This is a genomic window from Nocardia sp. KT25-26 (assembly GCF_056627695.1).
Genome location: NZ_CM152813.1, coordinates 4,832,340 through 4,856,961, shown reverse-complemented (window position 1 = coordinate 4,856,961; position 24,622 = coordinate 4,832,340). Strand labels below are relative to the sequence as shown.

Annotated in this window: 19 protein-coding genes and 3 rRNA genes; all 22 read left to right on the top strand. The window is 65.0% G+C overall.

All coding sequences use genetic code 11. From position 1 onward, the window contains the following. Positions 1 to 24: 24 nt before the first annotated feature. The 22 genes from thrB (at position 25) to rrf (ending at position 24,529) form a co-directional block, all read left to right on the top strand. Positions 25 to 957, top strand: coding sequence for a homoserine kinase (gene thrB, locus AC1HFH_RS22005; RefSeq protein ID WP_480244678.1), 933 nt, complete (start codon positions 25 to 27; stop codon positions 955 to 957). 392 nt (positions 958 to 1,349) lie between these two features. After that, on the top strand, positions 1,350 to 3,347 hold the full coding sequence (gene rho, locus AC1HFH_RS22000; protein WP_480244677.1) for a transcription termination factor Rho: 1,998 nt from the start codon (positions 1,350 to 1,352) through the stop codon (positions 3,345 to 3,347). A gap of 333 nt (positions 3,348 to 3,680) precedes the next feature. After that, the gene (gene rpmE, locus AC1HFH_RS21995; RefSeq protein ID WP_480244676.1) at positions 3,681 to 3,911 is read left to right on the top strand and encodes a 50S ribosomal protein L31; all 231 of its coding nucleotides are present in this window, start codon (positions 3,681 to 3,683) and stop codon (positions 3,909 to 3,911) included. A gap of 95 nt (positions 3,912 to 4,006) precedes the next feature. Next, positions 4,007 to 5,080 carry a peptide chain release factor 1 gene (gene prfA / locus AC1HFH_RS21990; protein ID WP_480244675.1) on the top strand — a complete coding sequence of 358 codons (1,074 nt, stop codon included), beginning with the start codon at positions 4,007 to 4,009 and terminating at the stop codon, positions 5,078 to 5,080. Positions 5,081 to 5,124: 44 nt separating this feature from the next. Then, positions 5,125 to 5,997: a peptide chain release factor N(5)-glutamine methyltransferase gene (prmC, locus tag AC1HFH_RS21985; protein ID WP_480244674.1), complete on the top strand. Its 873-nt coding sequence runs from the start codon at positions 5,125 to 5,127 to the stop codon at positions 5,995 to 5,997. 397 nt (positions 5,998 to 6,394) lie between these two features. Further along, positions 6,395 to 7,060: an L-threonylcarbamoyladenylate synthase gene (locus tag AC1HFH_RS21980; protein ID WP_480244673.1), complete on the top strand. Its 666-nt coding sequence runs from the start codon at positions 6,395 to 6,397 to the stop codon at positions 7,058 to 7,060. Between the two features lie 13 nt (positions 7,061 to 7,073). Next, on the top strand, positions 7,074 to 8,222 hold the full coding sequence (locus AC1HFH_RS21975) for an MraY family glycosyltransferase (protein ID WP_480244672.1): 1,149 nt from the start codon (positions 7,074 to 7,076) through the stop codon (positions 8,220 to 8,222). 1 nt (position 8,223) lies between these two features. Then, positions 8,224 to 8,691, top strand: a complete 468-nt coding sequence (locus AC1HFH_RS21970) for a Cg1360 family ATP-synthase-associated protein (RefSeq protein WP_480244671.1) — start codon at positions 8,224 to 8,226, stop codon at positions 8,689 to 8,691. Between the two features lie 334 nt (positions 8,692 to 9,025). Then, positions 9,026 to 9,802, top strand: a complete 777-nt coding sequence (gene atpB / locus AC1HFH_RS21965) for a F0F1 ATP synthase subunit A (protein ID WP_480244670.1) — start codon at positions 9,026 to 9,028, stop codon at positions 9,800 to 9,802. Between the two features lie 82 nt (positions 9,803 to 9,884). Continuing rightward, positions 9,885 to 10,127: an ATP synthase F0 subunit C gene (locus tag AC1HFH_RS21960; protein ID WP_480244669.1), complete on the top strand. Its 243-nt coding sequence runs from the start codon at positions 9,885 to 9,887 to the stop codon at positions 10,125 to 10,127. 5 nt (positions 10,128 to 10,132) lie between these two features. Beyond that, positions 10,133 to 10,693 (top strand): F0F1 ATP synthase subunit B, encoded by a 561-nt coding sequence (locus tag AC1HFH_RS21955; RefSeq protein WP_480244668.1) that lies wholly within the window; start codon positions 10,133 to 10,135, stop codon positions 10,691 to 10,693. Between the two features lie 97 nt (positions 10,694 to 10,790). Beyond that, positions 10,791 to 11,603, top strand: a complete 813-nt coding sequence (locus tag AC1HFH_RS21950) for a F0F1 ATP synthase subunit delta (RefSeq protein ID WP_480244667.1) — start codon at positions 10,791 to 10,793, stop codon at positions 11,601 to 11,603. A gap of 60 nt (positions 11,604 to 11,663) precedes the next feature. Continuing rightward, entirely contained in the window at positions 11,664 to 13,304 is a 1,641-nt protein-coding gene (gene atpA / locus AC1HFH_RS21945) for a F0F1 ATP synthase subunit alpha (protein ID WP_480244666.1), read from the top strand. 57 nt (positions 13,305 to 13,361) lie between these two features. After that, positions 13,362 to 14,333 (top strand): F0F1 ATP synthase subunit gamma, encoded by a 972-nt coding sequence (locus AC1HFH_RS21940; RefSeq protein ID WP_480244665.1) that lies wholly within the window; start codon positions 13,362 to 13,364, stop codon positions 14,331 to 14,333. 31 nt (positions 14,334 to 14,364) lie between these two features. Beyond that, positions 14,365 to 15,813: a F0F1 ATP synthase subunit beta gene (gene atpD, locus AC1HFH_RS21935; RefSeq protein ID WP_480244664.1), complete on the top strand. Its 1,449-nt coding sequence runs from the start codon at positions 14,365 to 14,367 to the stop codon at positions 15,811 to 15,813. A gap of 6 nt (positions 15,814 to 15,819) precedes the next feature. Further along, on the top strand, positions 15,820 to 16,197 hold the full coding sequence (locus AC1HFH_RS21930) for a F0F1 ATP synthase subunit epsilon (protein ID WP_480244663.1): 378 nt from the start codon (positions 15,820 to 15,822) through the stop codon (positions 16,195 to 16,197). A gap of 202 nt (positions 16,198 to 16,399) precedes the next feature. Beyond that, positions 16,400 to 16,825 carry a DUF2550 domain-containing protein gene (locus tag AC1HFH_RS21925; RefSeq protein ID WP_480244662.1) on the top strand — a complete coding sequence of 142 codons (426 nt, stop codon included), beginning with the start codon at positions 16,400 to 16,402 and terminating at the stop codon, positions 16,823 to 16,825. A gap of 26 nt (positions 16,826 to 16,851) precedes the next feature. Continuing rightward, positions 16,852 to 17,496: a cob(I)yrinic acid a,c-diamide adenosyltransferase gene (locus tag AC1HFH_RS21920; RefSeq protein ID WP_480244661.1), complete on the top strand. Its 645-nt coding sequence runs from the start codon at positions 16,852 to 16,854 to the stop codon at positions 17,494 to 17,496. A gap of 80 nt (positions 17,497 to 17,576) precedes the next feature. Continuing rightward, the gene (gene murA / locus AC1HFH_RS21915) at positions 17,577 to 18,884 is read left to right on the top strand and encodes a UDP-N-acetylglucosamine 1-carboxyvinyltransferase (protein ID WP_480244660.1); all 1,308 of its coding nucleotides are present in this window, start codon (positions 17,577 to 17,579) and stop codon (positions 18,882 to 18,884) included. A 438-nt stretch (positions 18,885 to 19,322) separates the two neighbouring features. Next, positions 19,323 to 20,841: ribosomal RNA gene (locus AC1HFH_RS21910) — 16S ribosomal RNA — on the top strand. Positions 20,842 to 21,168: 327 nt separating this feature from the next. Then, positions 21,169 to 24,279 (top strand): 23S ribosomal RNA (locus AC1HFH_RS21905). A gap of 133 nt (positions 24,280 to 24,412) precedes the next feature. Further along, positions 24,413 to 24,529 (top strand): 5S ribosomal RNA (gene rrf / locus AC1HFH_RS21900). The 16S, 23S and 5S rRNA genes sit together here, the layout of an rRNA operon. Positions 24,530 to 24,622 lie beyond the last annotated feature (93 nt).

Below are 24,622 nucleotides of genomic sequence, written 5' to 3'. Positions count from 1 at the left end.
GTGGACACTCGGGAAGCTCAGCCGGTGCCCGAGCTCGCGACACTGCCCGCCGGGCTGTCGGTCCTCGTTCGGGTACCTGCTTCGACCGCCAATATGGGTCCCGGATTCGATTGCCTGGGAATGGCTTTGGGGATCCACGACGAGATCGAGGTACGAACCACCGAGAGCGGCTGCACGGTTCGCGTCGAAGGGGAGGGTGCGGCGGATGTGCCGTGCGACCCCACCCATCTCGTGGTGCGGGCGGTGGAAGCCGGACTCGCGACCGCCGGAGTCCGGGCCGGTGGGCTCGACGTACTGTGCCGCAACGTGATTCCGCACTCGCGCGGGCTCGGATCCTCGGCATCCGCCGTGGTGGGCGGGCTGGCCGCCGGGGCCGGTCTGGTCGGCAAATTCGATCCCGGCCGGGTGCCGGACCGGGATCGACTCGTGCAGCTCGCAGCGGAGTTCGAGGGACATCCGGACAATGCCGCGGCCAGCGTGCTCGGCGGAATCGTCGTCTCCTGGACCGAATCCGGTGCCGGTGCGAACCCCGCGTACCGGGCGGTGCGGCTCGATCCGCATCCGGCGCTGCGGCCGGTGGTGCTGGTACCCGAGGTGCGCTCCTCGACCGCGCAGACCCGCGGCCTGCTACCGGCCACCGTGCCGCATGCGGATGCCGCCTTCAACGTCAGCCGCGCGGCGCTGGCCGTGGTGGCCATGACCGAGCGTCCCGATCTGCTGCTGCCCGCCACCGAGGATCGGCTGCACCAGGAATACCGGGCGCCGGCCCTGCCGTTGACCACGGCGTGGATCGCCCGGTTGCGCACCGCCGGCATTGCCGCGACCGTTTCCGGGGCCGGACCGACCATTTTGGCGTTGACCACCGGCGAATTCCCCGCCGACCTGGCCGAACAGGCCGCAGTGGACGGCCTGCGGGTCATCGAACCGGGGGTTGCCGAAGGTGTGCAGATCGACTGACGGCGCGTCCGCCTTGCCGAGTTTCCCGGTTCCCAGCTATCCTGGGCGTGTCCGTACATCGTGCGCATCAGACGCCGGTGCTTTCTCAGGGCAATCGCTCCAGCAGGCGCTCCTCGAGCTCGGCAGCTGCGCAACTGGAATGATCTCTCCCCACGAATGTCTTCCGGTGGCAGCGCCACCAGATCCGGCAGAGCGAGAGGAGCCCTCCGGTCCGGCGGGGCAGGTGGTACGGCACAGGGGCCCTGGTGGAGCCGCAGTCGCGGTGCGAGCTGCACTCCACCGAGGCGGCACAGGCGCCCTGAAGGACGCACAATCCGAGCCCGGCAGATACCCGGACTGCGGAACGAACCCTCGAATCAGCACACGGCAGTCGAGGGAAGGAAAGGATTTCCGTGACAGATACGGACCTGCTCGCGACCCCCGGGGTGGATTCCGATTCCCCGTCCTCGGGCAACCGCGAAAGTGACTCCGGACAGATTTCGAAGATGAGCGAACACACCGACGTCGCACGATCGGGGCTGACTGGAATGTTGTTGCCGCAGTTGCGCGCACTGGCCGGGGAGCTCGGCATCCGAGGTACCTCGGGGATGCGCAAGGGCGATCTCATCGCCGCTATCAAGGAAAATCAGGCCGGTCAGGCCAAGGGTGCGGCCGGCAAGCCCGCGGCGGGCGAGGCCCCCGCGAAGAATGACAAGCCTGCCCGGTCGGCCAAATCCGCTCCGAAGAACGAGGCGGGCAAGAACGAGCCCGTGCAGTCGGAGCAGGCCGCGACCGAGGCCCCCGCTGCGCAGGCAGCGGCTCCGGCGGAGCAGCAGCCGAAGGCGGAGACCGCCGATAAGGCAGCGGCGTCGAAGAAGGATGCGCCGGCGGGCGAGGCCACCAAGAACGAGACCGGCAAGAACGAGGCCGGCAAGAGTGAGACGAAGCCCGCGGAAGGCAGCGGCGACAGCCGCGACGGCGGCCAGCGCGGCCGGGGCCGGCAGCGCCGCGGCCGGGACCAGGGCCGGTCCGGTGGCGCCGACAACGCCGCCGACAACCGGGCCGACGAGGGCAAGCGCACCGACGATGGCAAGCGCGACGGCGAGGGCGACGACCGGCGCCGCAACCAGGGCGATCGGGAACGGGGCGATCGCAACCAGAACGGTCGCGGCGGCGACGACGAAGGTGGTCGCGGGCGCCGGGGCCGCCGGTTCCGGGAGCGCCGGCGTGGCCGCGACCGGGAAGGCGGCGAGCCCGAGCTGCGCGAGGACGACGTCCTGCAGCCGGTCGCCGGCATCCTGGATGTGCTGGACAACTACGCGTTCGTCCGCACCTCCGGTTACCTGGCCGGGCCGAACGACGTCTACGTCTCGATGAACCTGGTGCGTAAGAACGGCCTGCGCCGTGGTGACGCCATCACCGGTGCGGTGCGCGCGCCGCGCGACGGCGAGCAGGGCAGCCAGCGGCAGAAGTTCGATCCGCTGGTCCGGCTGGACACGGTGAACGGTGCCGAGGTCGACGCCGCCAAGCGGCGCCCCGACTTCGCCAAGCTGACGCCGCTGTACCCGAACCAGCGTCTGCGGCTGGAAACCGAGCAGAACAAGCTGACCACCCGCGTGATCGACCTGATCATGCCGATCGGCAAGGGGCAGCGTGCCCTGATCGTGTCGCCGCCGAAGGCCGGTAAGACCACGATCATGCAGGACATCGCGAACGCGATCGCGACCAACAACCCGGAGTGCTACCTGATGGTGGTGCTGGTCGACGAGCGTCCCGAAGAGGTCACCGACATGCAGCGGTCGGTGCGCGGCGAGGTCATCGCCTCCACCTTCGACCGGCCGCCGAGCGACCACACCTCGGTCGCCGAGCTGGCCATCGAGCGGGCCAAGCGCCTGGTGGAAATGGGCAAAGACGTTGTGGTGCTGCTGGATTCGATCACCCGGCTGGGCCGTGCGTACAACAACTCGTCGCCGGCCTCCGGGCGCATCCTCTCCGGTGGTGTCGACTCCACGGCGCTGTACCCGCCCAAGCGGTTCCTCGGTGCGGCGCGCAACATCGAGAACGGCGGCTCGCTCACCATCATCGCGACCGCGATGGTGGAGACCGGTTCCACCGGCGACACGGTGATCTTCGAGGAGTTCAAGGGCACCGGCAACGCCGAGCTCAAGCTGGACCGCAAGATCGCCGAGCGTCGGGTGTTCCCCGCGGTGGACGTCAACCCGTCCGGCACCCGTAAGGACGAGCTGCTGCTCAGCCCGGACGAGGCCGCGGTCCTGCACAAGCTGCGCCGGGTGCTGTCCGGGCTGGATTCGCATCAGGCCATCGATCTGCTGATCGACCGGCTGAAGAAGAGCAAGAACAACCTGGAGTTCCTGGTACAGGTTTCCAAGAACACCCCAGGCGCTGAGTAGTTTTTGCCCAGCGAATCGGCACTCGAGACTCGAGCCTGCGGCTCATGCGCTTTCGAGTGCCGATTCACTGGGCGGGCCGGAACGTCGCTCGTAAGACTCGCTCCGTGCGGGGTTGCGTTCGCTCGGCCGGCGGCGCTCGACTCTGCGTAATTCGGCGGCAGCCTGGCCGGGAATAGTCCGAGCGCACCTCCCGTTTCTCCGTGACGTGCGGTTCTGGCATACTGGATCGCCGTGCGTCTGGCTGCCGCGAGCAGGCAGGCAATCCCGCCTAGTCGGTTCCGGTTCACGTTCCCTGCCGGGGAGCGACCCGGGACCAATATCGAGAGGACACCCATGAAGGCAGGAATCCACCCCACGTATGTCGACACCACCGTCGTGTGTGGTTGCGGCAACACCTTCCAGACTCGCTCCACCAAGGAGTCCGGACACATCACCGTCGAGGTCTGCTCGCAGTGCCACCCGTTCTACACGGGCAAGCAGAAGATCCTGGACACCGGCGGCCGGGTCGCCCGCTTCGAGGCGCGCTACGGCAAGCGTGCGGCGAAGAAGGCCGACGCCAAGTAGTTCAGCCACCCGACGCCCGGTCCTGCACAGCAGGCCGGGCGTCGGGTTTTTTGTCGATCCCCTCGATCTCCCGACCCTCCGGACAAGGACAATCCGTGACCCAGCAGCCTTCCGCCATCGACGACATCCTGGCCGAATACGCCGGCCTGGAGACGCAGCTGGCCGATCCGGCGCTGCACAACGACGCGGCCACGGCCCGCCGGGTCGGTAAGCGGTTCGCCGAGCTCGCCCCGGTCATGAACACCTATCGCAAACTGGAGTCGGTGCGCGGCGATCTCGCGGCCGCCCGGGAACTGGCCGCCGACGATGCGGCCTTCGCCGCGGAGATACCGGAGCTCGAGCAGCAGGTCGAAGAGCTCGAGGAAGCCCTCGCCGACTTGCTGGCGCCGCGCGATCCGCACGACAGCGACGATGTGGTGCTCGAGGTGAAGTCCGGCGAGGGCGGCGAGGAATCGGCGTTGTTCGCGGCCGATCTGGCCCGGATGTACACCCGCTACGCCGAACGGCACGGCTGGAAGGTGGAAGTCCTCGGCGTCGCCTACTCCGACCTGGGCGGCTACAAGGAGGCGACGCTGTCGATCAAGAGCCGCGACGCCGCCCGGGACGGCGTGTGGTCGCGGTTCAAGTTCGAGGGCGGGGTGCACCGGGTGCAGCGGGTGCCGGTCACCGAATCGCAGGGCCGCATCCACACCTCGGCGGCCGGGGTGCTGATCTACCCGGAGCCCGAGGAAGTCGAACAGGTGCAGATCGACGAGAGCGAACTGCGCATCGACGTCTACCGGTCCTCCGGCAAGGGTGGCCAGGGTGTGAACACCACCGATTCGGCGGTCCGGCTCACCCACCTGCCCACCGGGATCGTGGTGACCTGCCAGAACGAGCGCTCCCAGCTGCAGAACAAGGCCCGGGCCCTGCAGGTACTGGCGGCGCGGCTGCAGGCGATTGCCGAGGAACAGGCCGAACAGGAGGCCGCCGAGGGCCGCGCGAGCCAGGTGCGCACCGTGGACCGCTCCGAGCGGATTCGCACCTACAACTTCCCGGAGAACCGGATCGCCGACCACCGGATCGGCTTCAAGGCGCACAACCTGGACGCCGTTCTGGACGGCGATATGGATGCGCTCCTGGACGCGCTCGGCAAGGCCGACCGCGAGGCCCGGATGACCGCGGAATAGCCCGATGAGAGTGCCCCGGCCGCCGGTAGGCGCAGAATGAGACCGTGACCCGAACCGCATTGCGCCCGGCCGTCCTCGCCGCGGCAGAGAAACTGCAGGCCGCCGGGGTTGCGAGCCCGATGGCGGATGCCGAGCTGCTCGCCGCACATCTGCTCGGGGTGGCGCGCACCCGGCTCGCGCTGGTGCCGATGGTGGAGCCGGCCCTGCTGGCCGACTACCAGGCGCTGGTCGACCGCAGGGCGGCCCGGGAGCCACTGCAGCATCTCACCGGCACCGCCGCGATGGGGGATGTCGATCTGGCGGTGGGGCGCGGCGTCTTCGTCCCGCGACCCGAGACCGAGCTGCTGTTCGCCTGGGCGCTGGCCTGGCTGGAGACCCTGCCGCACGACCACACCCCGGTCGTGGTCGATTTCTGCACCGGCTCCGGGGCCCTGGCGCTGGCCCTGGCACACGCCCGCCCGGACGCCGATGTGCACGCAGTGGAGCTGGACCCGCAGGCTGCGGCCTGGGCCCGCCGTAATGCCGATGTGTGCATCGCGGCCGGGGACACCCCCATCACGCTGTACGACGACGATGTCACCGATCCGGCGCTGCTGCCAGGCCTCACCGGGCGGGTGGACCTGCTGGTCAGCAACCCGCCCTACGTCCCGGACCGGGCCGATCTGCCCCCCGAGGTCGCCGACCACGATCCGCACCGGGCCCTGTTCGGCGGCCCGGACGGCCTCGACGTGATCCGCGGCCTGCTGCCCAACGTCACCCGCCTGCTGCGGCCCGGCGGCGCCACCGCCATCGAACACGACGACACCAACGGAACCGGCGTCGCCGTCCTCCTCAGCGAGGGCCCGTACACCGACATCACCGAGCACACCGATCTCGCCGAACGCCCCCGCTTCGTCACCGCGCGGCGCACGGCCTGAGTCGCGGTACACAGTTCGGGTCGCGGCGCACGGCGTGAGATGTCGGCACGAAGCGCTACAGACCGCCATTGCGCGGGCATCCGCGTCTCGAACTCGACAGCGTCGGCGTGTCCCAGCAGAGAGGACTGGCGTCCAGCGCCGGTACCGAGCCGGCCGAGGACGCTGTCGACGAGGTATGGCACTCCACCGCAGCAGCTTCTCGATCGGCCTGGTCCGTAGCCGCCGATGCCGAGTGCACGCTGGGCGGCCGCGGGCTTCACGGGATCCGGCTGGTGTGGCACCCCGGGAATGCGGTCGGCGAGGACGGTGAGCGGCGGCGTGCGGATCCGTCGGGCAGGCGGTGGGGTGGCGGCGGTCGCGTGTCTGCGGGGAACTTCCCCCGGTTAGGCTGGGGTCCGTGAGTACCGTCTACGACTGTTCGGATGCCGATACCCGGGCCGCCGGCCTGAAAGCGGCGACCAGTGCGTTGAAATCGGGTCGGCTGGTGGTCATGCCCACCGACACGTTGTACGGGCTGGCGGCGGACGCCTTCGATTCGGCAGCCGTGCAGGATCTGCTGGCGGCGAAGCGGCGTGGCCGGGATATGCCGGTGCCGGTGCTCGTCGGTTCCTGGCACACCATCGACGGTCTGGTGTTCTCCGTACGCCCGCAGGCCCGGGAGCTGATCCGGGCGTTCTGGCCTGGCGGGCTGAGCCTGGTGGTGCAGCAGGCGCCCTCCCTCGCCTGGGACCTCGGCGACACCCGGGGCTCGGTGATGCTGCGGATGCCGCTGCATCCGGTCGCCCTGGAACTGCTGCGTGAGGTCGGCCCGCTGGCGGTGTCCAGCGCGAACGTCTCCGGGCAGCCGCCGGCGAGCACCGCCGAACAGGCGCGGGAACAGCTGGGCTCGCTGGTCAACGTCTACCTCGACGGCGGGCCGGCCGAACATGCGGTCGCCTCCACGATCGTGGACCTGACCGCCGACCAGCCGCGCATCCTGCGGGAGGGTGCGGTGCCGGCGCCCGATGTGGCCGAGGTGCTCGGGACCACCCCCGAAGCTCTGCTGGACCAGGCGCTCCGGTGATCCGCGGAATCGGATGAGCGCCGTCGTACCCCTGCGCGAGCTGCTGCTCGTGCTGCTCGTCTCGGCCACGGCAACCTTCCTCGCCACCGGCGGCATCCGGGTCCTCGCGATCGGGTTCGGCGCGATCGCGGTGCCGCGTGCCCGGGATGTGCATTCCGAGCCGATCCCGCGGATGGGTGGCGTCGGCATGTACATCGGCGTGGTTGCCGCGGTGCTGTTCGCTCATCAGCTGCCGGCGTTGCGCCGTGGTTTCGATTTCGCCCCGGACATTCCGGCGGTCCTGGTCGCCGCGACCCTCATCGTGCTGGTCGGCATCGTCGACGACCGGTGGGGCCTGGACGCGCTCACCAAATTCGCCGGGCAGGTCACCGCCGCCGGTGTGATGACCGTGATGGGCCTGGCCTGGTATGTCCTGTACAACCCGTTCAGCGACACCACGGTGGTGCTCGACGCACTGCAGGGTGGCCTGATCACCGTCGGGATCACGGTGACGCTGGTGAACGCGATGAACTTCGTCGACGGTCTCGACGGTCTCGCCGCCGGTCTCGGGCTGATCTGTGCGCTGGCGGTCTTCGTATTCACCGTGGGCCTGCTCTTCGACCAGGGTGGTTCGGTGGACACCTACCCGCCGGCGCTGCTGGCTGCCGCACTGGCCGGTGCCTGTCTCGGTTTCCTGCCACACAACTTCCAGCCGGCGCGGATATTCATGGGCGACTCCGGCTCGATGCTGATCGGCCTGATGCTGGCCGCGATTTCGACCGGCGCCTCCGGCCGCATCCCGCTGACCGGATACGGACCCCGCGATATCGTCGGCCTGCTGTCACCGCTGCTGCTGGTCGGCGCGGTGATGTTCATTCCGGTGCTGGATCTGCTGCTGGCGATCGTGCGCCGCACCCGGGCCGGAGTGAGTTTCACTACACCGGACAAGATGCATCTGCATCACCGGCTGCTGCAGATCGGGCATTCGCACCGCCGCGTCGTACTGGTGATCTACCTGTGGGTCGGGGTGCTGGCGTTCGGTGCGGTCGGCACATCGCTGATGGACCGGCGGGTGGTGGTGCTGCTGGTCGCAGCGGGTCTGGTGTTCGCGCTGGTCGTGACCGCGATTCCGTCGCTGCGCCGCCCGGATGCGGCCGTTCGGTCGGGCTCCGGCGCAAGGTAGAGTGCGGCTCGTGAGCGATGACCGGAAGACCTTGCCCGGCCCCGATGCGCCGCTGCGGGCAGCGCTGCGCTACGGACTGATCGGTCTGGGTGTGCTGGTTCCGGTGTCGATGCTGCTGGGTCTGCTGTTCGCCGGTTCGGCCGGGTTGTGGGGTGCGCTGCTGGGTGCCGCCATCGGTGGCGGATTCATCCTGACCACGGTGGCGGCCGTGCTGTTCGGCGCCAAGCTGCCGCCGAGTACCGCCGGCCTGGTCCTGCTGGTCAGCTGGGTCGGGAAAGTGCTGGTCGTGCTGGTGGTCGTGGGGATCTTGAACCAGTTCGATTTCTACAGCCGGCCGACCCTGTTCCTGACGGTGGTGGGCGCCCTGCTCATCGTGCTCGGTGCGGAGACGTATGGCGCTCTGCGCCAGAAGGTTCCGTACGTCACGACACGCGCGGGTGACAGCGAAACGGCCCCCGAACAGGAATGATCTCACCCAGCTACACAATGTCGTAGATGACTTGGTAAAGTGTTGGTAAGCAAGCGACCAAACGAGGGGTAGATCCCTGAGTGAGCAGGGGGGATCACCACGATCCCGTCACTCATCGCTATGCTGACTGCCGATCCGGGTCATCGATCCGGCTGAAGCATGTCGACGATGTCGCCGACACCCGTACGGGCGGTCGCCGGAAATCTTCCGGTGGCGCCGACGAAATTCGAGCCGACCGGAGTCGACCCAAATTGATCGTCAATGTCCGATCGAACCGCGGGAACAAACCGTACCTGCGGCCCGAACACGGGAGAGAACGCTGAGCGTCACCACCTTGGCAGCCGAGTTCCACGCGCCATCGCTGTCCGACTTCTTCCCCCCGGCCGTGCTGTTCGAGGGTACGCCGTTCGAACTCGATCGACTGATGCTGATCCGGCTGCTGATGACAGCCGTGATCGTCGCCGTGTTCGTGCTGGCGTTCCGCTCGCCGCGCCTCGTGCCGCGTGGCCTGCAGAATGTCGCCGAGATGGCGGTGGTCTTCGTCAAGGAACAGATCTGTGAAGAAGTGCTCGGTAAGGAGACCGGCCGCCGGTTCCTGCCGCTGATCGCAACGATCTTCTTCACGGTGCTGTTCCTGAACTTCACCAGTATCGTCCCCTTCCTGAATATCTCGTCGAACGCCAGGATCGGCATGCCGATCGTGCTCGCGGCGATTGCCTACATCGCGTTCAACTATGTCGGCATCAAGAAGTACGGGTTCTTCAAGTACGTGCGTAGCAGCATCGTGGTCCCGGATGTGCCGGTTGCCCTGCACGTCCTGCTGATTCCGATCGAGTTCATCTCGACGTTCGTCCTGCGCCCGTTCACGCTGACCGTCCGACTCATGGCGAACATGCTGGCCGGCCACATCATGCTGGTGCTGTTCTTCAGCGCCACCTGGTACTTCCTCTTCGACGCCACTGCTTGGATGAAGGTGTTCTCGCCCTTCTCCCTGCTGGCCGGAATCGGCTTCACGCTGTTCGAACTGCTGGTCATCTTCTTGCAGGCCTATGTGTTCGCACTGCTGACCGCTGTTTACATCGGCCTGGCGCAGCACGCCGCCGACCACTGACCACCCGTACCGACCGACCACCGACAGAATCTGCGTCACGCGCCGACCGGCGGGTGAGCAAAAGAAAGGGAATGGAAGACTCATGAGCCTCTCGTACCTGGCCCAGGAAGCCGTCGAGACCAACGCCACCGGCTACGGCGCCATCGGCTACGGCCTCGCCGCAATCGGCCCGGGCATCGGCGTCGGCATCGTCGTCGGTAAGGCCATCGAGGGCCTGGCCCGTCAGCCCGAGCTCGCCGGCCAGATCCGTACCAACATGTTCCTCGGTATCGCCTTCACCGAAGCCCTGGCCCTGATCGGCCTCGTCGCCGGCTTCATCTTCTGATTCCGATGTACGAGTTCACCACGCTCGCCGCAGAAGCAGGAGAGGATGTGAATCCTCTGCTTCCGGCTACGTATGACATCGTCTGGTCGATCGTCTGCGTCGCAGTAATCGGCTTCCTGTTCTGGAAGTACGTGATTCCACGCGTCACCAAGGTGCTGGATGAGCGTTCGGACAAGATCGAGGGCGGCATCGCCCGCGCCGAGAAGGCACAGGAAGAAGCCCAGCAGACGCTGCAGCAGTACCAGCAGCAGCTGGCCGATGCGCGGCTCGAGGCTGCCCGTATCCGTGAGGATGCGCGCACCCAGGGTCAGCAGATTCTGGCGCAGATGCGCCAGGACGCCCAGGCCGAAAGCGATCGCATCATCGCTGCGGGTCACGCCCAGCTGGAAGCCCAGCGCCAGCAGATCCTGACCGAGCTGCGCTCCGACGTCGGCCGGACGGCCGTCGACCTGGCCGAGAAGATCATCGGGCAGTCGGTTTCGGACGAAGCCAAGCAGGCAGCTGCGATCGACAAGTTCCTCAGCGAGCTCGACGACGCAGGCGCCGGCATCGGGGTCGGAAGGTAACCATGCCTGAGCGGGTCAACGGCCGGAGGCGGGAGCGGAGCGTAACCACGCAGGCCGTCCCGTCCAGGCAGGAATGGACACAGCGAAAGTGAGAAGCATGTACGCAGCGAGCCGCGAGGCCAGCTCCCGGTCCCGGGAGGCGCTTCGGGCCGCTCTGACCGGAAGTGACAGTGTTGCGGCCACGACGGGGTCGGAACTGTTCGCCGTTGTCGCCGTGCTGGACGACCAGCGTTCGCTGCGTGTAGCGCTCGCGGACGTGTCGGTGCCGGGCTCGGCGCGCGCCGAGCTCAGTGAGCGGGTCTTCGGCGGCAAGGTCAGCGCTGCCACCCAGGCAGTGCTGACCACCGCGGTGGCCCAGGACTGGTCCCGCACCGCCGACCTGGTCGACACCCTGGTCCTGCTCGGGCAGGAGGCCCTGCTGGAGTCGGCCGCCGACAGCGGCCGGCTGGAGGCAGTGGAGGACGAGCTGTTCCGGCTCGGCCGGATCATCGCCGACAACCCGGAGCTGGAGCAGGCCCTGTCCGATCAGGCCAAGCCCGCCGCGGCCCGCCGTGCCCTGGTCGAGCGGTTGCTCAACGGCAAGGCCGAGCCGATCACGGTCACCCTGGCCGAGCAGGCCGTGACCCGGCGGCGGAGCAACAACATCGGCGTCGCGTTCGACGCCCTGTCCGATCTGGCCGCGGCCCGCCGCGATCAGATCGTCGCCCATGCGCGTGCCGCGATCGCGCTGACCCCGCAGCAGCGGGAGAAGCTGTCCGCCGCACTGCAGCGCACCTACGGCAAGGCGGTCACCGTGCACGTGCAGGTCGACCCGACGCTGTTGAGCGGAATCGTCGTGCGCGTCGGAGACGACGTGATCGACGGCAGCGCCACCGGCCGACTGGAGCGGCTGCGCCGGGAACTGTCCTGACGGACGTTCCCCAGCCCCACACCCCCCGACATTCGAGACCACAGCGAGAGCAGGAACAACATGGCGGAGCTGACGATCTCCTCCGACGAGATCCGTAGCGCGATCGAGAGCTACACCCAGAGCTACACCCCGGAAACTTCTATCGAAGAGGTCGGTGTCGTCACCGACACCAGCGACGGTATCGCGCACATCAGCGGCCTGCCCTCGGCAATGGCCAACGAGCTGCTCGAGTTCCCGGGCGGTGTGCTCGGCGTCGCGCTGAACCTCGAGGACACCGAGATCGGTGCCGTCATCCTCGGCGAGTACGCCACCATCGAGGAGGGCATGGAGGTCCGCCGGACCGGCGACGTGCTCTCGGTGCCGGTGGGTGACAAGTTCCTCGGTCGTGTGGTCAACCCGCTCGGCCAGCCGATCGACGGCCTCGGCGAGATCGAGTCCGACGACCGCCGCGTGCTGGAGCTGCAGGCCGCGACCGTGCTGGAGCGCCAGCCGGTCGAGGAGCCGATGGCCACCGGCATCACCGCGATCGACGCGCTGACCGCCATCGGCCGCGGCCAGCGTCAGCTGGTCATCGGTGACCGCAAGACCGGCAAGACCGCGGTCTGCATCGACGCCATCCTGAACCAGAAGGCGAACTGGGAGTCGGGCGACCCGACCAAGCAGATGCGCTGCATCTACGTCGCCATCGGTCAGAAGGGTTCCACCATCGCGGGCGTCAAGTCCGCACTGGAGGAGCACGGCGCGATGGAGTACACCACCATCGTCGCGGCTCCGGCCTCCGACTCGGCCGGCTTCAAGTGGCTGGCCCCCTACACCGGTTCGGCCATCGGCCAGCACTGGATGTACCAGGGCAAGCACGTCCTGATCGTGTTCGACGACCTGACCAAGCAGGCCGAGGCCTACCGCGCCATCTCGCTGCTGCTGCGTCGTCCGCCGGGTCGTGAGGCCTACCCGGGTGACGTCTTCTACCTGCACTCGCGGCTGCTGGAGCGTTGCGCCAAGCTGTCCGACGAGATGGGTGCCGGGTCGATGACCGGCCTGCCGATCATCGAGACCAAGGCCGGTGACGTCTCGGCGTTCATTCCGACCAACGTCATCTCCATCACCGACGGCCAGGTATTCCTGGAGTCCGACCTGTTCAACAAGGGCGTCCGCCCGGCGATCAACGTCGGTACCTCGGTCTCCCGTGTCGGTGGTGCCGCCCAGACCAAGGCCATGAAGAAGGTCGCCGGTTCGCTGCGTCTGGAAATGGCGCAGTACCGCGAGCTGGAGGCGTTCTCCGCCTTCGCCTCCGACCTGGATGCCGCGTCGCTGGCCCAGCTGGAGCGCGGTGCCCGCTGGGTGGAGCTGCTCAAGCAGAACCAGTACTCCCCGGTCGCGGTCGAGGACCAGATCGTGTCGATCTACCTGACCGACGCCGGCTACTACGACTCCGTGCCGGTTGACGACATCCGTCGTTTCAACGGTGAGCTGCTGGAGTACCTGCACAGCTCGGCGCAGAGCTCCTTCGACGCGCTGGAGGGTGGCGCCAAGCCGATCGGCGGTGAGGCTGCCGAGCTGCTGAAGGCGGAGACCGACAAGTTCAAGCAGGGCTTCCTGGCCTCCGACGGTACCCGGGTCGTGAACGAGCCTGCGGCCGGCGAGCTGGACCACGAAGAGGTCGAGTCGCTGTCGGTCACCCGCAAGCACGTCGAGAAGTAGGCCGGGTCCTTCCATGCTGCACAACACTGAGGCGAATGAGGGGAGTGTGAACCGCTGATGGCAAGCTTGCGTGAATTGCGCTCCCGTATTCGTGGTGTGAAGTCGATCAAGAAGATCACCAAGGCCCAGGAACTGATCGCGACCTCGCGTATTGCCAAGGCTCAAGCCCGGGTCGAGGCCGCGAAGCCGTACGCCGAAGAGATCACCGAGGTCCTCGGCGAACTGGCGAGCGCATCGAAGAACCTGTCGCACCCGCTGCTGACCGAGCGGGCCGAGGTCCGTCGGGCCGCGATTCTGGTGATCACCAGTGACAGCGGTATGTGTGGTGGCTACAACTCCAACGTGCTCAAGCGCGCCGAGGAATTGATGACCACACTGCGCGGCGAGGGCAAGGAGCCGGTGCTGTACGTGATGGGCAACAAGGGCCTCACGTACTACACCTTCCGCAACCGTCCGTTCGTCTCCTCGTGGACCGGTTTCTCGCAGCAGCCGAAGTACACCGATGCTTCGGCTGCCTGCGGACACCTGGTCGAGGCGTTCATGGCGGGCTCCGACGGTGAGGTGCCGGCGCCGAACGGCACCGGAAACATCGCCGGTGTCGACGAACTGCACATCGTGTACACGCGGTTCGTGTCGATGCTGACCCAGACCCCGGAGGTGCGTCGGCTGGCGCCGATCCAGGTCAGCTACGTCGACGAGAACTTCGAGATGGGCGAGGACATGATGTCCGATTCGCCGCTCGCGGAGGTCTCGGCGCAGTACGAATTCGAGCCGGACGCCGATGTGCTGCTGGGCGCGTTGCTGCCCAAATACATCAACACGCGCATCTACGCGTCGTTGCTCGAGGCAGCGGCATCCGAGTCGGCGGCTCGGCGCACCGCAATGAAGGCCGCGACCGACAATGCCGACGAGCTGGCCACCGTGCTGTCTCGCCAGGCGAACTCGTTGCGCCAGGCCAACATCACGCAGGAGATCAGCGAAATCGTCGGCGGCGTGAATGCGCTGGCGTCGGGCTCGGATCGCGATTAAGCCTCATCGACACGGAAGAGAATCAACACCAATGACCGCAGCTGTCACACAAGACAACTCGAGCCGGGCAGGCGCTGCCGCGGGCCGCGTCGTCCGGATCATCGGCCCCGTCGTGGACGTCGAGTTCCCGCGTGGCTCCGTTCCCGAGCTGTTCAACGCTCTGCACGCGAAGGTCGAGCTGGCCTCGGTGGCCAAGACCCTGACCCTCGAGGTCGCCCAGCACCTGGGTGACAACATCGTGCGCACCATTTCGATGCAGCCGACCGATGGCCTGGTGCGCGGCGCCACCGTCGTCGACACCGAGAAGCCGATCTCGGTGCCGGTCGGCGACGTCGTCAAGGGCCACGTGTTCAATGCGCTGGGCGACTGCCTGGACGCGCCGGGCACGGGCCGCGACGGCGAGAACTGGGGCATCCACCGCAAGCCGCCGAGCTTCGACCAGCTCGAGGGTAAGACCGAGATCCTCGAGACCGGCATCAAGGTCATCGACCTGCTGACCCCGTACGTGAAGGGCGGCAAGATCGGTCTGTTCGGTGGTGCCGGTGTCGGCAAGACCGTGCTGATCCAGGAGATGATCACCCGTATCGCCCGGGAGTTCTCCGGTACCTCGGTGTTCGCCGGCGTCGGTGAGCGCACCCGTGAGGGCACCGACCTGCACCTGGAGATGGAGGAGATGGGCGTCCTCCAGGACACCGCCCTCGTCTTCGGCCAGATGGACGAGCCGCCGGGCACCCGTATGCGCGTCGCGCTGTCGGCCCTGACCATGGCCGAGTACTTCCGCGACGTGCAGCACCAGGACGTGCTGCTGTTCATCGACAACATCTTCCGGTTCACCCAGGCCGGTTCCGAGGTGTCGACCCTGCTCGGCCGCATGCCCTCGGCCGTCGGTTACCAGCCGACGCTGGCCGACGAGATGGGTGAGCTGCAGGAGCGCATCACCTCGACCCGCGGTAAGTCGATCACCTCGCTGCAGGCCATCTACGTGCCCGCCGACGACTACACCGACCCCGCACCGGCGACCACCTTCGCCCACCTGGATGCGACGACCGAGCTCTCCCGCCCGATCTCGCAGAAGGGCATCTACCCCGCCGTCGACCCGCTGACCTCGACCTCCCGCATCCTGGAGGCCTCGATCGTCGGTGAGCGGCACTTCGCGGTGGCCAACGAGGTGAAGCGGATCCTGCAGAAGTACAAGGAGCTGCAGGACATCATCGCCATCCTCGGTATGGACGAACTGTCCGAAGAGGACAAGGTCATCGTCGGCCGGGCTCGCCGACTGGAGAAGTTCCTCGGCCAGAACTTCCTCGTGGCGAAGAAGTTCACCGGCGAGGACGGCTCGGTGGTGCCGCTGGAGCAGACCATCGACGACTTCGACCGGGTCTGCAAGGGCGAGTTCGATCACTTCCCGGAGCAGGCGTTCAACTCCTGCGGTGGCCTCGACGATGTCGAGAAGGCCGCGAAGAAGATCGCCGGAAAGTAGTCACCGATGGCGGATATGGAAGTCGACCTGGTTGCCGTCGAGCGCAAGCTCTGGTCCGGCCGGGCCTCGTTCGTCAGTGCGCAGACCACCGAGGGGCAGATCGGCATCATGCCGGGCCACGAGCCGGTGCTCGGCCAGCTGGTCGAGGGCGGCACCGTGACCATCGTGCCGGCCGAGGGCGAGCAGATCGTCGCGGCCGTGCACGGCGGATTCTTCTCGGTGACCGCTACCTCGGTCCGGGTGCTGGCCGAGTCGGCACAGCTCTCCGGTGAAGTCGATGTCGAGCAGGCCAAGCGGGTGCTGTCCGATGCCGAGGCAACTCCGGAGGAGCTGCTGGTGGCCCAGGGGCAGGTTCGCGCGGTGGAGAAGACCACCCCGGCCTGATCCGGCATACCCTGAACGACCGCTGCCGGTGTCGAACTCGACCGAGTTCGACACCGGCAGCGGTATTTTCGTCATCCGGTGCCACCGGTCGGCGACGGCCGTCGCGGGTCGTGGTTGAATGGGCGGAAGGTGTCGGCGCGGCAGTGTCCGCGAGTTCGGCACCGGCACCGGAGCGAAGGGACGTACGGCATTGCAGACCGGGATGGTTGTTCTGATCATTCTGGTGCTGGCGCTCGTGCTCCTGGCGGGCACCTCCACCTATCGGCTGATGATGTTGCGTCGAGGTGGTACCGCAGCGCTGCTGCGGGTGCTGCCTGCCGAGGGCGGCCACGGGTGGCGGCACGGGCTGATCCGGTACGACGAGGACCGGCTGGTCTTCTTCAAGCTGACCAGCCTGAAGTGGGGTGCCGATTCGCGGGTACAGCGCCAGGGCCTCGAAATCGTCGAGCGACGTGGTCCACAGGGCGATGAGCACGACATCATGAGCGACGACATCCTGGTGGTCGGTGTGACCGATCCGGCCGGTGGCTACGAGCTGGCCCTGGACCGCGGTTCGATGGCCGCCTTCCTCTCCTGGGTGGAATCCCGCCCATCCGACCGGGCCCGCCGGATGCGCGGGCCGAACTGAATCGCACCGTCCGATCTGGGGAACGTATGGACAACGCCGACGAACCTGCCCGCACCGAACGGGCGGCCGGTGCCGAATCGGACCGCCGACGCCGGTCCGGAGTGCATCTCACCAGGATCTACACCCGTACCGGCGATGACGGCAGCACCGGTTTGAGCGATTTCTCCCGGGTGACCAAGACCGATCCGCGGCTGATCGCCTACGCCGACTGTGACGAGGCGAATGCCGCCCTCGGTGTCGCGATCGCGCTCGGCGCACCCGAGCCGCGCCTGCTGGAGGTCCTGCGCCAGGTACAGAACGATCTGTTCGACGCCGGGGCCGATCTGTCCACCCCGATTGTCGAGGACCCCGCCTATCCGCCGTTGCGGATCACCGAACCCTACATCGAGCGCCTGGAGCACTGGTGCGACCAGTTCAATGCGGAACTGGCTCCGCTGAACTCCTTCATCCTGCCCGGTGGCACTCCGCTGGCGGCTCTGCTGCATACCGCCCGCACCGTGGTTCGCCGGGCCGAACGCGCTGCCTGGGCCGCGGTCGCCGAGTATCCGGACCGCACCGGCATCCTGCCGGCGAAGTACCTGAATCGACTGTCCGACCTGCTGTTCATCCTGTGCCGGGTGGCCAATCCGGACGGCGATGTGCTCTGGCGGCCGGGCGCCGGCGCGGAGTGAGCGCGCCGGTGGCCCGAAGCGCCGGTGCCGATCCCGGCGGGCCGCTCACGGGACCCCGGACGGGTCGATAAGCTGACGGGGTGAGTGAACGGTTTCTGGTCTCCGGGGGCAATCGGCTCGTCGGTGAAGTCGCAGTGGGTGGCGCGAAGAACAGCGTCCTGAAACTGATGGCGGCGGCGTTGCTGGCCGAGGGGACGACCACCATCACCAATTGCCCGGACATCCTCGATGTCCCGCTGATGGCCGAGGTGCTGCGCGGGCTCGGCTGCGATGTGACGATCTCCGACGATGCGCCCGGCGACCGTTCCGTGGTCACCATCGTGACGCCGACCGAGCCGAAGTACCACGCGGACTTCCCCGCGGTCACGCAGTTCCGGGCGTCGGTGTGTGTGCTCGGTCCGCTGATGGCCCGATGCCGACGCGCCGTCGTGGCACTGCCGGGCGGTGATGCGATCGGCTCCCGCCCGCTGGATATGCACCAGGCCGGCTTGCGGCTGCTCGGCGCCACCAGCGAGATCGAGCACGGCTGCGTGGTCGCCCGCGCCGACGAACTGCAGGGAGCCCGGATCCGCCTGGACTTCCCGTCCGTCGGTGCCACGGAGAACATTCTGATGGCCGCCGTTCTCGCCGAGGGGGAGACGGTGATCGACAACGCCGCACGCGAACCCGACATCGTGGACCTGTGCCACATGCTCGTCCAGATGGGCGCTCGAATTGCCGGCGCCGGCACGTCGGTGCTCACCATCCAGGGGGTGGAACGGCTGGCGCCGACCACGCACCGGGTGATCGGAGACCGGATCGTCGCCGCCACCTGGGGAATCGCGGCGGCGATGACCGAGGGGGACGTACGCGTCACCGGAGTCAACCCCAAGCATCTGTCGCTGGTGCTGGACAAACTGCGTTCGGCCGGTGCTCGGATCTCCTACGAACCCGACGGTTTCCACGTCGTACAAGCCGAGCGGCCGCGTGCGGTCAACTTCTCGACGCTGCCGTTCCCGGGATTCCCGACGGACCTACAGCCGATGGCCATCGGTCTCGCCGCGATCTCCGACGGGACCTCGATGATCACCGAGAACATCTTCGAGGCGCGATTCCGGTTCGTGGAGGAGATGATCCGGCTCGGTGCCGATGCCCGCACCGATGGGCATCACGCCGTGGTCCGCGGAATCCCGCAGCTGTCCAGTGCACCTGTCTGGTCGTCCGATATCCGGGCCGGCGCCGGTCTGGTGCTGGCCGGTCTGGTCGCCGACGGCACCACCGAGGTCCACGATGTCTTCCATATCGACCGCGGCTACCCGAATTTCGTGGAACAACTGCAGTCCCTCGGCGGCAGTGTCGAACGGGTGGGTGCGGTGGTCGCAGAAACCGTTGCTGACCAGGCGATTTGACTTCCTGTTGGGCGGCACGTAACTTATTACGAGTCAGAGCGACACGGACACCGACCCGGAGCTGAGACGCAGGGCCCAGTGCCCCGATCTAAGACCGGGAAAACGAGGTAGGACGATGAGCGCCTGACAGTTGCCTGTCTGTGGCGAGTGTCACGTCAAGTTCGACTTGACTGAGACGCATTCGCCGAGCTAGGTTGGAACAGTTGCCTTACGGAAGCTCCGGATGAGTTCGGTGTCTCCGTTCGTGCGTGTGTTCTTTGAGAACTCAATAGTGTGTCGATGAATGTCAGTGCCAAAATTGTTTTTGGTTCCGATGCTTGCACCCCCGTGTGGGTGTCGGACATTTATAGTCAGCTAATTTCCGGCTGGCGTTTTGCTAGGTTTTCGGACTCTAGTTTAGATCTGATTGCATCCCTTTGGGGGTGTGGTTGTGAGTCTTCAACGGAGAGTTTGATCCTGGCTCAGGACGAACGCTGGCGGCGTGCTTAACACATGCAAGTCGAGCGGTAAGGCCCTTCGGGGTACACGAGCGGCGAACGGGTGAGTAACACGTGGGTGATCTGCCCTGTACTCTGGGATAAGCCTGGGAAACTGGGTCTAATACCGGATATGACCATCTCTCGCATGGGGGTTGGTGGAAAGATTTATCGGTACGGGATGGGCCCGCGGCCTATCAGCTTGTTGGTGGGGTAATGGCCTACCAAGGCGACGACGGGTAGCCGGCCTGAGAGGGCGACCGGCCACACTGGGACTGAGACACGGCCCAGACTCCTACGGGAGGCAGCAGTGGGGAATATTGCACAATGGGCGGAAGCCTGATGCAGCGACGCCGCGTGAGGGATGACGGCCTTCGGGTTGTAAACCTCTTTCGACAGGGACGAAGCGAGAGTGACGGTACCTGTAGAAGAAGCACCGGCCAACTACGTGCCAGCAGCCGCGGTAATACGTAGGGTGCGAGCGTTGTCCGGAATTACTGGGCGTAAAGAGCTTGTAGGCGGTTTGTCGCGTCGATCGTGAAAACTCGGGGCTCAACTTCGAGCTTGCGGTCGATACGGGCAGACTTGAGTACTTCAGGGGAGACTGGAATTCCTGGTGTAGCGGTGAAATGCGCAGATATCAGGAGGAACACCGGTGGCGAAGGCGGGTCTCTGGGAAGTAACTGACGCTGAGAAGCGAAAGCGTGGGTAGCGAACAGGATTAGATACCCTGGTAGTCCACGCCGTAAACGGTGGGTACTAGGTGTGGGTTTCCTTCCACGGGATCCGTGCCGTAGCTAACGCATTAAGTACCCCGCCTGGGGAGTACGGCCGCAAGGCTAAAACTCAAAGGAATTGACGGGGGCCCGCACAAGCGGCGGAGCATGTGGATTAATTCGATGCAACGCGAAGAACCTTACCTGGGTTTGACATACACCAGAAAGCCGTAGAGATACGGCCCCCCTTGTGGTTGGTGTACAGGTGGTGCATGGCTGTCGTCAGCTCGTGTCGTGAGATGTTGGGTTAAGTCCCGCAACGAGCGCAACCCTTATCTTATGTTGCCAGCGCGTTATGGCGGGGACTCGTGAGAGACTGCCGGGGTCAACTCGGAGGAAGGTGGGGACGACGTCAAGTCATCATGCCCCTTATGTCCAGGGCTTCACACATGCTACAATGGTCGGTACAGAGGGCTGCGATACCGTGAGGTGGAGCGAATCCCTTAAAGCCGGTCTCAGTTCGGATCGGGGTCTGCAACTCGACCCCGTGAAGTTGGAGTCGCTAGTAATCGCAGATCAGCAACGCTGCGGTGAATACGTTCCCGGGCCTTGTACACACCGCCCGTCACGTCATGAAAGTCGGTAACACCCGAAGCCGGTGGCCTAACCCCTTGTGGGAGGGAGCTGTCGAAGGTGGGATCGGCGATTGGGACGAAGTCGTAACAAGGTAGCCGTACCGGAAGGTGCGGCTGGATCACCTCCTTTCTAAGGAGCATTCTCCAGACGTGCCACCAGAGGGTGGATGTCGTTCTGGCAGAGGCCATTACGAACTCGAATGTGGTTCGGTGGTTGCTCATGGGTGGAACACTGACATGCGCCAGCGTGGCTCGGAGTCGGATAATGATGATGAGTGTTGGATTGTAGTCGGCACACTGTTGGGTCCTGAAAGAACAGGCGTTCTTTCTAGGCAAGAAACGATCCGCCAGGTTTTCTGGTTCGTACCGCGGGGTGTGTGCTCCGGCCGGCGACAGGGTGTTGGTCTGGTGGGTGTGTTGTTTGAGAACTGCACAGTGGACGCGAGCATCTTTGTCTTTGTAAGTGTTTAAGAGCGTTCGGTGGATGCCTTGGCACCAGGAGCCGATGAAGGACGTGGGAGGCTGCGATATGCCTCGGGGAGCTGTCAACCGAGCTGTGATCCGAGGATTTCCGAATGGGGAAACCCAGCACGAGTGATGTCGTGTTACCCGCATCTGAATATATAGGGTGTGTGGAGGGAACGTGGGGAAGTGAAACATCTCAGTACCCACAGGAAGAGAAAACAATATGTGATTCCGTGAGTAGTGGCGAGCGAAAGCGGATGAGGCTAAACCATGTGTGTGTGATAGCCGGCAGGCGTTGCATGTGTGGGGTTGTGGGGTTGCTCTTCTCATCACTGCCGTGGTGAGCGTCAGTCAGAAACCGTTGTGTTAGGTGAAGTGGCCTGGAAAGGTCTGCCGTAGAGGGTGAGAGTCCCGTAACTGAAAACATGGCGGCTGGCGTGAGTGATGCCCGAGTAGCAGCGGGCCCGTGGAATCTGCTGTGAATCTGCCGGGACCACCCGGTAAGCCTGAATACTACCTGGTGACCGATAGCGGACTAGTACCGTGAGGGAAAGGTGAAAAGTACCCCGGGAGGGGAGTGAAATAGTACCTGAAACCGTGCGCTTACAATCCGTCAGAGCCGACTTGTTTGGTGATGGCGTGCCTTTTGAAGAATGAGCCTGCGAGTCATCGGTGTGTGGCGAGGTTAACCCGTGTGGGGTAGTCGTAGCGAAAGCGAGTCCGAAGAGGGCGTTGAGTCGCACATTATGGACCCGAAGCGGAGTGATCTACCCATGGCCAGGGTGAAGCAGCAGTAAGATGTTGTGGAGGCCCGAACCCACTTAGGTTGAAAACTGAGGGGATGAGTTGTGGGTAGGGGTGAAAGGCCAATCAAACTCCGTGATAGCTGGTTCTCCCCGAAATGCATTTAGGTGCAGCGTCGCATGTTTCTCGCCGGAGGTAGAGCTACTGGATGGCCTAGGGGGCCTACAAGCTTACCGAAGTCAGCCAAACTCCGAATGCCGGTGAGTGAGAGTGCGGCAGTGAGACTGCGGGGGATAAGCTTCGTAGTCGAGAGGGAAACAGCCCAGATCGCCGGCTAAGGCCCCTAAGCGTGTACTAAGTGGAAAAGGATGTGGGATCGCTGAGACAACCAGGAGGTTGGCTTAGAAGCAGCCACCCTTGAAAGAGTGCGTAATAGCTCACTGGTCAAGTGGTCCTGCGCCGACAATGTAGCGGGGCTCAAGTACACCGCCGAAGCCGCGGCACTCCAACATATACATTCCCTTCGGGGCAGTGGTTGGGGTGGGTAGGGGAGCGTCCTGTAGCCGTGGAAGTGGTGGAGTGATCCAACTGTGGAGGCTATGGGAGTGAGAATGCAGGCATGAGTAGCGAAAGACGAGTGAGAAACTCGTCCGCCGGATGACCAAGGGTTCCTGGGGCAGGTTAATCCGCCCAGGGTGAGTCGGGACCTAAGGCGAGGCCGACAGGCGTAGTCGATGGACAACGGGTTGATATTCCCGTACCCGTGTATCCGCGCCCAATGGTGAATCCATGGTGCTAACCGCCCAAATCTGGCGGGATCTCCTTCGGGAGACCCAAAAGTGCTGCGCGGGACCCTCGTGGTAGTAGTCAAGCGATGGGGTGACGCAGGAAGGTAGCTGGGCCAGTCAGTGGTTGTACTGGTGTAAGCCTGTAGGGCGTTGTGTAGGTAAATCCGCACAGCATGGAGCCTGAGAGGTGATGCGTAGCCGTTGTGGTGAATTCAGTGATCCTATGCTGCCGAGAAAAGCCTCTAGTGAGTTGGTACACGGCCCGTACCCCAAACCGACACAGGTGGTCAGGTAGAGAATACCGAGGCGATCGAGAGAACTGTGGTCAAGGAACTCGGCAAAATGGCCCCGTAACTTCGGGAGAAGGGGCGCCCGATCCGGTGAACCGACTTGCTCGGGGAGCTGGGTTGGGTCGCAGAGACCAGAGAGAAGCGACTGTTTACTAAAAACACAGGTCCGTGCGAAGTCGTAAGACGATGTATACGGACTGACGCCTGCCCGGTGCCGGAAGGTTAAGAGGACCGGTTAGCGACCTTTTGGGTTGCGAAGCTGAGAATTTAAGCCCCGGTAAACGGCGGTGGTAACTATAACCATCCTAAGGTAGCGAAATTCCTTGTCGGGTAAGTTCCGACCTGCACGAATGGCGTAACGACTTCTCTGCTGTCTCGACCACAGACTCGGCGAAATTGCATTACGAGTAAAGATGCTCGTTACGCGCGGCAGGACGAAAAGACCCCGGGACCTTCACTATAGCTTGGTATTGGTGTTCGGTACGGTTTGTGTAGGATAGGTGGGAGACTGTGAAGCGGGCACGCCAGTGTTTGTGGAGTCGTCGTTGAAATACCACTCTGGTCGTATTGGGCTTCTAACTTCGGACCATGATCTGGTTCAGGGACAGTGCCTGGTGGGTAGTTTAACTGGGGCGGTTGCCTCCTAAAGGGTAACGGAGGCGCCCAAAGGTTCCCTCAGCCTGGTTGGCAATCAGGTGTCGAGTGCAAGTGTACAAGGGAGCTTGACTGTGAGACCGACAGGTCGAGCAGGGACGAAAGTCGGGACTAGTGATCCGGCACCGGCGTGTGGAAGCGGTGTCGCTCAACGGATAAAAGGTACCCCGGGGATAACAGGCTGATCTTCCCCAAGAGTCCATATCGACGGGATGGTTTGGCACCTCGATGTCGGCTCGTCGCATCCTGGGGCTGGAGTAGGTCCCAAGGGTTGGGCTGTTCGCCCATTAAAGCGGCACGCGAGCTGGGTTTAGAACGTCGTGAGACAGTTCGGTCTCTATCCGCCGCGCGCGTCAGAAACTTGCGGAAGGCTGTCCCTAGTACGAGAGGACCGGGACGGACGAACCTCTGGTGTGTCAGTTGTGCTACCAAGTGCATTGCTGGTTGGCTACGTTCGGGAGGGATAACCGCTGAAAGCATCTAAGCGGGAAGCCTGTTCCTAGATGAGGTTTCTCACCACCTTCGAGTGGGTAAGGCCCCCTACAGATGATGGGGTTGATAGGCCGGAACTGGAAGCGCAGTAATGTGTGTAGGTGACCGGTACTAATAGGTCGAGGGCTTATAAAAGATGAAGGTGTTACGCGTCCACTGTGTGGTGTCTGAAACAACACACGAACCATTGCTGGGGTCCGGGATGTTCCGGGTCCGGCACACTCCCTCGTTGGGGGGTGTGGTGGTTTGTTGGATAGTTTCATAGAGTTACGGCGGTTTTAGCGGTGGGGAAACGCCCGGTCCCATTCCGAACCCGGAAGCTAAGGTCACCAGCGCCGATGGTACTGCACTCGACAGGGTGTGGGAGAGTAGGACACCGCCGGAACATACATTTACGATGGCCCCTGTGCGGAACCTGGACGGTTTCGGGCAGGGGCCATCGGTGTGTCTGCATCCTGTTGCCACACCATCGGCCGGT